This is a genomic window from Flavobacterium ammonificans (genome assembly GCF_020885975.1).
Classification (GTDB): Bacteria; Bacteroidota; Bacteroidia; order Flavobacteriales; family Flavobacteriaceae; genus Flavobacterium; species Flavobacterium ammonificans.
The window spans coordinates 1,708,995-1,721,792 of the sequence record NZ_AP025183.1; the positions used below are offsets into that span (position 1 = coordinate 1,708,995).

General features: G+C 33.2%; 12 protein-coding genes. 6 read left to right on the plus strand and 6 right to left on the minus strand.

Annotation, left to right across the window (positions count from 1 at the left end; all coding sequences use genetic code 11):
* The first annotated feature begins 39 nt into the window (after window positions 1-39).
* The 5 genes from LPC23_RS07730 to LPC23_RS07750 are packed head-to-tail and all read left to right on the plus strand — an operon-like array spanning window position 40 to window position 3,638.
* Window positions 40-642: a DUF1684 domain-containing protein gene (locus tag LPC23_RS07730; RefSeq protein WP_229329328.1), complete on the plus strand. Its 603-nt coding sequence runs from the start codon at window positions 40-42 to the stop codon at window positions 640-642.
* On the plus strand, window positions 642-1,316 hold the full coding sequence (locus LPC23_RS07735; RefSeq protein WP_229329330.1) for a TatD family hydrolase: 675 nt from the start codon (window positions 642-644) through the stop codon (window positions 1,314-1,316). Before LPC23_RS07730 ends, LPC23_RS07735 begins: the two co-directional genes overlap by 1 nt.
* 20 nt (window positions 1,317-1,336) lie before the next feature.
* Window positions 1,337-2,056 carry a tRNA threonylcarbamoyladenosine dehydratase gene (locus tag LPC23_RS07740; RefSeq protein WP_229329332.1) on the plus strand — a complete coding sequence of 240 codons (720 nt, stop codon included), beginning with the start codon at window positions 1,337-1,339 and terminating at the stop codon, window positions 2,054-2,056.
* Window positions 2,057-2,077: 21 nt separating this feature from the next.
* Window positions 2,078-2,734: an HAD family hydrolase gene (locus tag LPC23_RS07745; RefSeq protein WP_229329334.1), complete on the plus strand. Its 657-nt coding sequence runs from the start codon at window positions 2,078-2,080 to the stop codon at window positions 2,732-2,734.
* A 58-nt stretch (window positions 2,735-2,792) separates the two neighbouring features.
* Window positions 2,793-3,638 carry a DUF2911 domain-containing protein gene (locus tag LPC23_RS07750; RefSeq protein ID WP_229329336.1) on the plus strand — a complete coding sequence of 282 codons (846 nt, stop codon included), beginning with the start codon at window positions 2,793-2,795 and terminating at the stop codon, window positions 3,636-3,638.
* Window positions 3,639-3,689: 51 nt separating this feature from the next.
* On the opposite strand, the gene LPC23_RS07755 is transcribed toward LPC23_RS07750, so the two are convergent.
* The 5 genes from LPC23_RS07755 to LPC23_RS07775 form a co-directional block, all read right to left on the minus strand.
* Window positions 3,690-5,414 carry a sodium:solute symporter family protein gene (locus LPC23_RS07755; RefSeq protein ID WP_229329338.1) on the minus strand — a complete coding sequence of 575 codons (1,725 nt, stop codon included), beginning with the start codon at window positions 5,412-5,414 and terminating at the stop codon, window positions 3,690-3,692.
* A gap of 132 nt (window positions 5,415-5,546) precedes the next feature.
* Window positions 5,547-6,086, minus strand: a complete 540-nt coding sequence (locus tag LPC23_RS07760; protein WP_229329339.1) for a mechanosensitive ion channel domain-containing protein — start codon at window positions 6,084-6,086, stop codon at window positions 5,547-5,549.
* 1 nt (window position 6,087) lies between these two features.
* Window positions 6,088-6,675: a Maf-like protein gene (locus tag LPC23_RS07765; RefSeq protein WP_229329340.1), complete on the minus strand. Its 588-nt coding sequence runs from the start codon at window positions 6,673-6,675 to the stop codon at window positions 6,088-6,090.
* A 9-nt stretch (window positions 6,676-6,684) separates the two neighbouring features.
* Complete coding sequence (locus tag LPC23_RS07770) at window positions 6,685-7,212, minus strand: KdsC family phosphatase (protein ID WP_229329341.1); 528 nt, start codon at window positions 7,210-7,212, stop codon at window positions 6,685-6,687.
* A complete protein-coding gene (locus LPC23_RS07775) occupies window positions 7,196-7,957 on the minus strand; it encodes a Rossmann-like and DUF2520 domain-containing protein (RefSeq protein ID WP_229329342.1) in 762 nt (253 codons plus the stop codon). Before LPC23_RS07775 ends, LPC23_RS07770 begins: the two co-directional genes overlap by 17 nt.
* A gap of 156 nt (window positions 7,958-8,113) precedes the next feature.
* Between LPC23_RS07775 and LPC23_RS07780 the strand changes: the two genes are divergently transcribed.
* Window positions 8,114-11,311, plus strand: a complete 3,198-nt coding sequence (locus LPC23_RS07780) for a cytochrome c biogenesis protein CcsA (protein ID WP_229329343.1) — start codon at window positions 8,114-8,116, stop codon at window positions 11,309-11,311.
* Window positions 11,312-11,356: 45 nt separating this feature from the next.
* On the opposite strand, the gene LPC23_RS07785 is transcribed toward LPC23_RS07780, so the two are convergent.
* Complete coding sequence (locus tag LPC23_RS07785) at window positions 11,357-12,532, minus strand: helix-turn-helix domain-containing protein (protein ID WP_229329344.1); 1,176 nt, start codon at window positions 12,530-12,532, stop codon at window positions 11,357-11,359.
* Window positions 12,533-12,798 lie beyond the last annotated feature (266 nt).

Genomic DNA, 12,798 nt, shown 5'->3' on the forward strand with positions numbered 1-12,798 from the left:
TCTATTGGATTGTAGTATTTTTGCTGAAATAATTTTCAGATGAAGAAGGTAGTTGCTTTATTAATGATGATGCAATTTGGTTTTGGCTTTGCCCAAGCCCAATTTGATTTGGCTAGTGTAGAAAAATTCCAAAAGGAATTGAATGCCGAATATGCCGATGCTAAAACGAGTCCGCTTTTACCCGAAGATTTAAAAGATTTCCAAAGCTTGGATTTTTATCCTGCTAATGCCCAATTTTTTGTAGTGGCTAAATTCATTCGCACTGAGAACGAGCAACCTTTTGAAATGAAGACTACTACGGCTAGAAAACCCGTTTATGTAAAATACGGAGAAGCGCATTTTAGTATTTACGGTCAAGATTTTAAGTTGAATATCTACAGAAATATAGAATTGTCTAAAAAAGAGCAATACAAAGACTATTTGTTTTTGCCTTTTTCGGATTTGACTTGTGGGAACGAAAGTTATATTGGGGGAAGATACCTTGATTTGGAAATCCCTCAAGCTGATACTATTGTGATTGATTTCAATAGATCATACAATCCGTATTGTGCTTATAATCCTAAATATTCATGTCCGAAAGTGCCTTTGGAAAACGATTTAAAAATTGAAATTCGAGCGGGGGTAAAAAAGTTTCATGATTAATGCAGTACTTTAATTTACATACGCATTCGTATAGCAATCAATCAGATGTGATTGAATTAGTCAATCAATATCCTCAAGAATTTAATGATGAAATTCCGAATTATTCTATTGGAATTCACCCTTGGTTTATTGTGGAAGATCGTATCGAAAGTGATTTGGCTATTATTGAAAGTAAATTAAAAGAAAAAAATTGTTTGGCAGTAGGCGAGTGCGGTTTGGACAAGCGAATTGAAATTCCGGTTCAATTACAGCAAGCCGTTTTTGAACGTCAATTGCTTTTGGCAGAACAATACCAAAAACCAGTTGTAATTCATTGTGTAGCGGCTTTTCAGGAGTTGATTGCGATTAAAAAGCGATTGAAAATTTCGGTTCCTTTTCTCATACATGGATTTTCTAAAAATGAATCCGTAGCCAAGGAATTAGTAGCAAATGGTTGTTGTATTTCATTTGGAAAATATTTATTGCGAATGCCCCAATTAGAATCTGTTTTTTGTGCCATGCCTAACGACCGATTTTTTTTGGAAACCGATACAGACGAACAAACGATTCAAGAAGTGTATGATTTAGCTGCACAATATAAAGGGCTTTCAGTTGCTCAAATGCAAGAAATAGTGAATACTAATTTTAATACCATTTTTGCTACCCATTTAACAAATAACCAAATAAACTTATAAACTAATAAACAATCAATAGTATGGCAGAGTGGACAGAAAGAGCCGAATTATTATTTAAAAAAGAAGGATTAGAAAAATTACAAAACGCTAAAGTATTAGTCGTTGGCTTAGGAGGTGTGGGTTCTTTTGCGGCTGAATTTTTAGCAAGAGCAGGAGTTGGCACTATGACTATCGTTGATGGAGATGTAGTGGATATTACCAATATTAACAGACAATTACCTGCTTTACATTCTACCGTTGGTCAACCTAAAATTTCCATTGTGGGTGATCGTTTAATGGACATTAATCCCGAATTACAATTGACTCGAATCCAAGAATTTTTATCGCCAGAGCGTGCGTTTGAATTGGTTTCAACAGAATTTGATTATGTTTTGGATTGTATCGATAGCGTTACACCCAAATTGAATTTAATTATCGCTGCCAAAAGAAAAGGGGTAAAAGTAATCAGCAGTATGGGCGCTGGAGGTAAAATGGAAGCGGCTAAAGTAAAAGTTTCTGATATTAGTAAAACAGAAAATTGCTTTTTAGCGCGAACCATCAAACGCCGTTTGAAAGAAGTAAAAATTGACAAAGGAGTGAAAGTAGTTTTCTCTTCAGAAATTCAGGACGAAACAAGTTTAAAAACAACTGACGGAAAGAATTTCAAGAAATCATTTTACGGCACTAACAGTTATATGCCTGGATTGTTTGGCTTGTATGCAGCAGAAACCGTGATTCGCTATTTATTAAACAGAGACTAATTAGTTTTAGATAAATCAACTATGATACAGACGGTGATTTTTGACATGGATGGAGTAATTGTGGATACCGAACCGGTTCATCGCTATGCCTATTTCAAACAATTTGAGGAACTGAATATTGAAGTAACCGAGGCAATGTATACTTCGTTTACTGGATTTTCGACTCGAAATACGTTTCAAACTTTAAAAGAACAATTTCAATTAGAGCAGGAGGTAGAAGACTTGATTCAGCGAAAGAGAAGTATCTTTAATGATGCTTTTGATACCAAAGAAGATTTGGAATTGCTTGAAGGTGTAAGAGCTTTAATAGAAGATTTACATCAAAACGGAATTCAATTGATTTTAGCTTCTTCGGCTTCGAAAGTGACGATTGATCGCGTTTTTACTCGTTTTGGCTTACATGACTATTTTACTCATATTGTCAGTGGAGAAGATTTTCCAAAATCCAAACCACATCCAGCAATTTTTGAACATGCGGCTTCTTTATCAATTGCGCCAAAAGAAAATTGTATTGTGATTGAAGATAGTACGAATGGCGTAAAAGCAGCCAAAGCCGCCGGAATTTTTTGTGTGGGATATGTAAGTGCACATTCAAAAGATCAAAATCTTGATGCAGCAGATTGTATCATTAATCATTTTAATGAGCTAAATGCTCAAGCTGTCAAGATATTAAATTAAAATTAACACTTCGCATTCATTTGAATTTGTAAATTTGGAATCAATTAAAAATAAAACTATGAAAAAAATAATTTTTGCATTAGCCGTATTAATTTCTCAATTTGTTGCACAAGCACAAATCAAAACACCACAGTCTAGCCCTAGAGCTATAGTTAGTCAAATGGTTGGATTAACAGAAGTTGATTTAAATTATTCGCGTCCAGGAGCAAAAGGAAGACCTGTTTTTGGAAATTTGGTTCCTTTTGGTAAACTTTGGAGAACGGGTGCCAATGAAAATACAACAATCTCATTCAGTGATGATGTAGTTATTGATGGCAAAACCTTAAAAAAAGGAAAATATGCCTTGTATACAGTGCCAAGAATTGAAAGTTGGGATGTTATTTTTTATACAACAACTGACAATTGGGGGTTACCTCAAGAATTCAATGAAGCCAATGTTGCCTTGAAAACTACTGTTAAGGAAGAAGCTTTATCAAAACCAGTTGAGAACTTAACTATTGCCATTTCTAATCTGGACAATAATTCGGCTAAATTAGAAATCTCTTGGGAGAACTCTTTTGTAAGTTTGAAATTTGAGGTTCCAACTCAAAAAACGGCTATGGCTAGTATAGATAAAGTTTTAGCTGGACCAACCGCTAATGATTATTATTCGGCTGCCAATTATTTGTTCCAGTCTAATTCTGATATGGGTAAATCCTTAGATTACGTTAATAAATCGTTGGAGATGAGTAAAGTTAAACCATTTTGGTATTTACGCCTTAAATCTGTAATTCAAGCTAAAATGGGAGATAAATCAGGAGCAATTGAAACTGCTAAACTATCGCTTGAAGCTGCTGAAGAAGCTAAGAATCAAGATTACGTTAAGATGAATAAAGATAGTATTGCTGAATGGAGCAAAAAATAATTAGAAATTCATTTCATTAAAAATCCCGTTTCAATTGAAACGGGATTTTTTTTAGTCTATAAAAGCTTTCTGATTTTTGAATACCAATCGTTCTAATAACCAAGACAAGATCATTGTTAATAGTGCACCTATGAAATTAAGCCATAAATAGCCTAGTTTTTCTTCGCCACTTGGATAAATATAAATAGCAAAGTAATAGATGATGAATATAGTAATTTGGCTAAAAACAGCACTGTAAAAAATGGCATCCGATTGAATTCGTTTAGAGTAAACACCTACTAAGAATATTCCCAAAACAGTTCCGTAAAAAATGGAGCCAATAATGTTAACCAATTGGATTAAGTTTTCGAATAAAGTGCCAATACAAGCAAATAGAATCGCCACAATTCCCCAAAAAAGTGTGAAAATTTTACTGGCTCTAAGATAATGTTGGTCTGATTTTTCTTCTACTAAATTACGTTTATAAATATCAATGGTTGTGGTCGAAGCCAATGCATTCAAACCGGAAGCTGTGGATGACATGGCTGCTGAAATGATTACAGCTAATAACAATCCAATGAGTCCTTTGGGTAAGTAATTTAAGATAAAATGAAAAAAGACATAATCTTTATCATTCGTTTCATTGTTTTTATTGGCTTTAGAGATCAATTCTTTAGCACGATCGCGTAAATCTTTTTCTTTATCTGATAAAGATATCATTTCTTTACGCAGAATAGGATTGTCATAATCCTGATTCAACTGTTCCATGTACAAGAGGTTGATTACTTTCTTGTCTTCCGATATTAGCTCTAATTTTTTTTCGAGTAGATTGTATTCACTTTTATAGGGTGAATTTTCAACACTAATTTTGTTATTCGGATTAAAATTTAAAGGTACTGGGTTAAATTGGAAAAAGACAAAAACAAGTACACCTGTTAACAAAATAAAGAATTGCATAGGAACTTTGAGTATGCCGTTCATTATTAAACCCATCTGACTTTCTTTTACCGTTTTCCCAGATAAATAACGTCCTACTTGAGATTGATCTGTACCAAAATAAGCCAAAGCCAAGAAAAAACCTCCTGTAATTCCACTCCAAAAAGTATATTTTTCTTCTGGATCAAAAGAAAAATTGACAATATTCATTTTATCATTGGCGCCAGCAATATGCATGGCATTACTAAAACTCATATCATTTGGCAAGTAATACAGTATCCAAAAAAAGGTGATAAGCATTCCTAACAAGATGATAAACATTTGTTGCTTTTGGGTTACGTTCACCGATTTAGTTCCGCCAGTTACAGTGTAAACAATTACCAATAGGCCGATAATGATATTAAGGTAGTTAATATTCCAACCTAATAAACCAGATAAAATAATTGCTGGAGCGTAAATAGTTAATCCAGTACCTAATCCTCTTTGGAACAAAAATAGAAAGGCCGCTAATGAACGTGTTCGAGTATCGAAACGTTTTCCTAAATATTCGTAAGCGGTATAGACTTTGTATTTATGATAAATTGGAATAAATGTTAAGGAAACAATCACCATGGCTATGGGTAAACCAAAATAAAACTGTACAAAACCCATTCCGTCATGATAGGCTTGACCTGGAGTAGATAAAAATGTGATAGCACTTGCTTGAGTCGCCATAACGGATAGACCTATGATATGCCAAGGTGTTTCATTACTACCTAAAATATAATCTTGGACATTTTTACTTCCATTGGTTTTCCAAACGCCATATATTACTATAAATAGTAAGGTAACAATTAATATTATCCAGTCAAATAATTGCATTGCTTAAGCGTATAATTGCATTATGAAATAAAAAAATAGAATATACACCGCATTAATTAGGAGTACCCAAGTATATCTTTTTTTCCAAACGGTATTTTTTAAATTCATACTCTATGCGTTTGAGTGTTCTCTTTAGTCTGTGAATTCAGAGGATAGAAATTCGGTTTTAACAATAGAAATTCCTTTTTGTAATACTAAAGAGTTGGGGTATATTACTAACTCACCTTCCTTTGTAATCATACTTATATAAAAAGCACCAATATCATCAATTTCAGCTATAATTGAAAAATCTTTATCGTGAATTTGAATTGTATCTCCAATTTTGAAAGGATACGAAAAAAACAATATTATTCCTGAGGTAATGTTACTCAAGATAGACCATTGGGCAACCATAGCGACACCCACAACTGTTGCCAATGAGGAAACTGCAATAATAATATCTTTTGCATCAACTCCCCAAATTATGGTAAGAGCAATAATTAGAAATATATTAATTAGCAAATGGAGGTATTTGATAACTAAATTAGTTCTACGTTCGACAGTTTGGCTTAAACGAGCGTATCGGCGAACTAATTTTGTTGTAATGACACGTAAAACGACCAATAAAATCAACACAATTCCAGTAGCTATGGCTTCTCGGGCATAATCATCAAATAATGTAGTAGTCATCATATTATTTATCTAAATTGTTTAAATACTCAAAAACTTTATCCGTAGGCATTCCCATTACATTGGTATAGGAACCTTCTACTTTAGCAACGCCAATAAAACCAATCCATTCCTGAATACCGTAAGCACCCGCTTTATCAAAAGGTTTATAATGCTCCAAATAGTAGTCAATCACCGCATCGGTTAGTGGGTTAAATGTCACTTTTGTAATTTCAGAAATCAGTTCTGTGTTGGTTTTTGTTTTAAAACAAACCGAAGTAATCACTTCGTGCGTTGCATTTGAAAGTGATTTTAATATTGCAAAAGCATCCTCATTATCTCTGGGTTTACCCAAAGCTTTATCGTTGTGCCAAACAATAGTATCACTTGTGATTAGGATTTCGTTATCGTTTAATTCCCCTTCAAAAGCATTGGCTTTTAGCTCGGCTAAATAATTGGTAATTTCACCTGCCTTCAATTCCGGTGGATAGATTTCTTCAATTTCTTTAAGACGAATTTCAAAATCCAAATCCAAATCTTTGAAAAACTGTTGGCGTCTCGGTGAACCCGAAGCTAAAATTATGGAATAGTTGGCTAATTTGTGTTTAAGCATTTGTTGGTTTTAATCGTGTTTTCCGTCAAAATTTTCCATCCATTTTCCTTGCACTTTCATCACTTGTTCAATTACATCTCGAACAGCTCCTTTTCCGCCTTTTTTATGTGAAATGTATTTTGAAATGGATTTTATTTCTGGACAAGCATCCTGAGGGCAAGTTGGTAAACCTACTAATTTCATTACGTGATAATCAGGGATATCATCGCCCATATAGAGCACTTGTTCCGGTTTAATGTTATAAATATCGGTGTATTCATCAAAAGTTGCAACTTTATCAGGGGTTCCTAAATGAATATCCGTAATTCCTAAATTGCGTAAACGAACACGAACTCCCTCGTTGCTTCCGCCCGAAATGATACATACATTATATCCGCAATCTATGGCTGATTTTAAAGCATATCCATCTCGAATGTTCATAGTTCGTAACATTTCTCCTTCGTTTGAAACAAAAACGGAACCGTCAGTAAGAACACCGTCCACATCAAAAACAAAAGTCGTGATGTCGTTCATTATTTCTTTATAGCTTTTTGCCATTATTTAGTATGGATTGAGTTAATATTTTATACACATTAGCTTGATTTTCGTCAGTTAAAAATTGTTGATGTGCTTCAATTGTTTTTAAGTCGTTTCGCTTTGCTGGACCTGTTTGCGCATCTTTTGGCGAAAGCGTTATAATTTTATGTGCTGTTTCTTGAATTAATGGTTTCAAAATTTCAAAAGGGACTTGGTTGTTTTCACAAATTTCGTTGCCCATTTGGTACAAATGATTCACAAAATTGTTTACAAATACGGCTGCTATATGCAAGGCTTTTCGCTGTTCAGAATTAATTTTGTACACAGCATCAGAAATAGTAGAGGCTATTGAGCTTAGAGTTTCGAAATCCTTTTCATTCTCGGCTTCCAAGCAAATAGGAATTGTTTTAAAATTCACTGCTTTGTCTTTAGAAAATGTTTGTAAAGGATAAAAAACACCACGGCGATTTGTAATTGCAATCGATGTTAAAGCAACTGTTCCTGAGGTATGAACTACCAATTGGTTATTAAAAGGTAAAGCCGAAGAAACCTCAGCAATGGCATCATCTGAAACGGCTATGATGTAAACATCCGCAGCTTGTAATTGCGAATAGTCGGAAATAATACGATCTGTATGGAGTAGGTGTGCCAAATTCTTTTTAGTTCGCGCAAATACCTGAACTATTTCAATTGAATTATCCAATTGAAAAGCCTGAATTAAATGTTGTGCTACATTTCCAGAACCGATTATACTAACTTTAGTCATAGCCACAAATTTAACAAAAAAATGGAGAGTGCAACTGCTATATCGGGAATTCGTAAATGGATTTAATTTTGGATTTAATTAACAACTGTAGGATTATGGAAGTCAACATTTTTAAGTACTTTTGTGCCACATATACTAAAATACAACTCCTTAGAAATGGATAAAAAAGTAAGCTCAATTTTGTTTTCTACCCGCTTAATGGCGGTTTTATTTATAGTTTTTGCTGTAGCAATGGGTGCAGGAACATTTATAGAAAGTAAATACAATACCGATACGGCTCGTATATGGATTTATAACGCTTGGTGGTTTGAAGTGATTATGGTCTTTTTTATGATTAATTTCTTTGGCAACATTAAACGATACCAATTGTTAAAGAAAGAAAAATGGGCTACTTTATTAGTGCATTTATCATTTATCTTGATTCTTTTGGGTGCTTTTATTACACGATACATTAGTTATGAAGGAGTAATGCCTATTCGTGAAGGAGCTACTGAGAATAAAATATACTCAGATAAAACTTTTTTGACTGTATTTGTGGATGGAGAATACAAAGGAGAACCAAGACGTAGAGTTTTTGAAAAACCATTACTGCTTTCACCGGTTACTGATAATGATTTTACACTTTCGGGTGAATTTGCCGACAGTCCTTTTAAAGTGAGTTATGTCAATTATATTATGGGTGCCAAACAAAAAATCAATCCAGATAACAAGGGTGAATTGTACCTAAAATTAGTTGAAGCAGGCGAGGGTGGAAGAGAGGAACATTTCTTAAAAGAAGGAGAAGTGCAAAACATTCATAATGTATTATTTGCATTAAATAAACCTACGGAAGGTGCAATTAATATCAATACTACGGGAGCTACGCCAACCATTCAGACTCCTTTTGAGGGGAATTTTATGCGAATGGCAGATAAATTACAGGGGACAGTTGCAAAAGATATCGTTCAGCCTTTGATGATGCGATCGTTATATTCTATTGGCGAAAAGCGCTTTGTTTTTCCTGACATGCCTATTAAAGGTGTAATTGCTTACGAATCCAATAATGATTTTAAAGCAAAAAATCATGACGATGCATTAGTATTGAAGATTCAAGCAGCAGGTCAAGAAAAAGAAGTAACGCTTTTGGGTTCAAAAGGAAAAACAGGCGAACCACAAACGGTTAAAATCGGAGATAAAGACTACTCGTTCTTTTTTGGAAGTAAAACCTACGAACTTCCCTTTACAATTAAGTTGAATGATTTTATTGCTACCAAATATCCCGGAACCGAAAAAAGTTATTCTGCTTTTGAAAGCCAAGTAACCGTTAAAGATTCGGTTGAAACCTTTGATGCTCAAATTTATATGAATCATGTTTTAGATTATGATGGCTATCGTTTCTTTCAATCTGGATTTGATCCGGATGAGAAAGGAACAATATTGTCTGTGAACCATGATTTTTGGGGAACCAATATTACTTACTTGGGCTATTTCCTTTTATACATAGCTATGATGGCGATTTTATTTACCAAACATTCTCGATTTGCTGATATCAAACGTAAGTTAGAAGTTGTAAAGTTGAAGAAAGCTAAATTACTTACAATTCTCTTTTTCCTTTTTTCTGGGACAGTATTCGCGCAAGAGCACGATCACGATCATGACCACGAAGGGCATCAACATGCTTCCAAAGAGGAAAAAGCACCGGCTCATTCTAACAAAATGATGTCATTACAAGAAACAGAAAAATTAATATCAAAATTTACTGTTGACAAAGAACATGCTGCAAAATTTGGACGTTTGATTATTCAGGATGCAGGCGGTCGAATGAAACCTATCAATACGTTTTCATCTGAATTGTTACGAAAAGTTAGTCATTCTGAGACTTTTAAAGGAATGAATTCGGATCAAGCCTTTTTATCAATGACGCAATATGCTAGTGCTTGGATTCAAATTCCAATAATCTATATAAAAGCTAGTAATGATAGTATTCGTAAAATAATTGGTATCGATTCTAAAGCAGAGTTTGCTCCTTTTGTTTCCTTTTTTGATGCCAAAGGCAATTACAAATTAACTCCTTATTTAGAAGAAGCATTTAAAACTGCTAATCCGAACCAATTTGAGAAAGATTTTATCGAGACGGATAAGAAAGTAAATCTTTTGGAATCTGCCTTGAGTGGCCGAATCTTAAAAATATTTCCTATTCCAAATGATCCAAATAATAAATGGATTTCCTATTTAGAATTGAATGAATCGGGAATGAAAGGGATGGATGCTACCTACACTAAAAGTATTTTACCACTTTATTTTGGCACACTGAGTAATGCAGTTACTACAAATGACTATAAATCAGCCAACGAGTTATTGGCTAGTTTGAATGGTTTTCAAAAGAAATTTGGAAGTAGTGTCATGCCAACTGACGATAAAATTGATTTAGAGATTGCTTATAATAAATATGATGTTTTCAAGAAACTTCCGTATTGGTTTATCACAGCATCAATAATAATGTTGTTGTTGTGTATAGTTGACATTTTTAAATCTAGAAAATCACTACGTATTGCAATTAATGTAATGCACATTAGTATTGGGCTATTATTTTTGCTACACACTTTAGGATTAGTTGCACGTTGGTTAATTTCAGGTCATGCGCCATGGAGTAATGCCTACGAATCTATCATTTATGTAGCTTGGGCAACCATGTTCTTTGGATTAGCCTTTGACAGAAAATCAAAGTTAACAGTAGCTTCTTCGGCTTTTGTTACGGCGATGATTTTGATGGCAGCTTATATGAATTGGATTGATCCAGAAATTGCGAATTTAATGCCCGTTTTGAATTCGTATTGGTTGATGATTCACGTGGCAGTAATTGTGGCGAGTTATGGACCATTTGCTTTAGGAATGATATTAGGATTAGTTTCATTGGTGTTGATTTTCTTTACTAATGAGAAGAACAAAGCAAGAATGGAATTGAATGTTCAGGAGTTGACATATATCAATGAACTAGCATTAACAGTAGGTTTGATTATGTTAACCATTGGAAATTTCCTTGGTGGACAATGGGCTAACGAAAGTTGGGGACGTTACTGGGGCTGGGACCCAAAAGAGACTTGGGCTTTAATCAGTATTTTTGTTTATGCTTTTGTAATTCATGCGCGATTTGTTCCTGTTTTAAGAGGTAAATGGGTATTTAATGTGTTGAGCATGCTCGCTTTCATATCTATTTTGTTTACTTATTATGGAGTGAATTTCCATTTGGTTGGCTTACACTCGTATGCTAGTGGAGAGGCTAAATCGTTAAGTTGGATTTGGCAATCCATTGGAGCAATTGTATTGCTGGCTGCTATTACTTATCCTAAGTATCGTAAATACTACAAGAAATAATATTGCATAAAAAAAGGTTCCTAGTGGAACCTTTTTTTATGCTGTTTAATTTGCCCCTTTATTTTTTAATAAATTAATTAAATATTCATGAGGGGTGACCCCAGTAAAATCCTTGAAGCTGACAAAAAAAGTATTATAGGATTTAAAACCCACTTCTTTGGCTAAGGAATCAAAGGTATTTGTTGCTAAGTAACCTTCACTAATTAGCGCTAAACTATCATGAATACGAACGATTTTCTTGTATTCTGAAAAAGAAATTTTAGAATGGTATTTAAATATATAATGAAGATGACTTTTGGGAATATTAAGTTTATTGGACAAATCGGTTATGGAGAATCCCATACTTCTGTAAAAATTGTTGTGAAACGAAAATTGATCAACTAGCTCCATATAATTAGAAATACTGTCTTTAATTTTTGCTTTTAATTGTTTGTCTTGAATGTTAGCAATAACAATGTTCGAATTAGTATTCCAAAAGGAGATTGTTGTTTTGTCCCCTTTTTTCTTTTCACTTATTGCAGTATTCAAATAAGTAAATCCATAGAGTATTTCAGGAGAAATAATTATTTTAAAGTACAATACCAACCAGAATAATCCAGATATCCACAAGAAACTAGCTCCAAAAGAATAGTTGTCATTATTAATTTCCCAATATAAAACAATGATAATTCGAATTGCATTGATTACAAACATTGAAAACAAGAAAATACTCCATTTTTTTATGAGTTGATTTTGCTTCACAACTATTCCAATATCTCCTTTTCTATTCCAAATATTTTTATTCAATAAATTAAAATTAAGTGCCAGATAGGTTATGGTATACAGCGTAAAAAATGTATAATAGTAAAAATCAGATCGCATAATATCAATATACTTTTTATCTAAAACGAAATCAATTCCATTAAAAAGTAAAGGAATAATAAAATGTTTTACATTATCTAAATCCATCATTTTACGATCCTTAACTAGATTTAGAAAATACAAATAACTACAAGGTATTACTACAATTAAAAGATTGTTGTATTTGTCTAATAATGAAGTGATAAAGTCATTGTTTTCTAAATTAAAAGCACCAATCAATAACATTCGAGTGGAAACAATACTATAGATAATCACCAAATAAATGTTGGTAATTCGATTGGTTTGGTAGCGAACAAGAATAATAAATATGGTTAAAAAACCCATTAATCCCGAAAAAGCAACAATTAAATTTTCAATCATTAAGTGCTATTTGTTATGAGGTAATGTGGGGGAAGAAACTTTTGAGATACATACAAATATACGATTAAATCATTTCGAGTTCAGGTATTGGTGATACTTATAAACTATTAAATGCTCACGTTTAATTTGTAAAGCTAAATTAAAAGAATTTGTTCAAATTGTCCTTTCTTATTAAAAATAGGAGTTACTAAAAACCGAAAAGCTTTTACTTATTTATTGAAATTAATCTGACTACCACTGTTGTCTATTGTATACCACCAACTCGA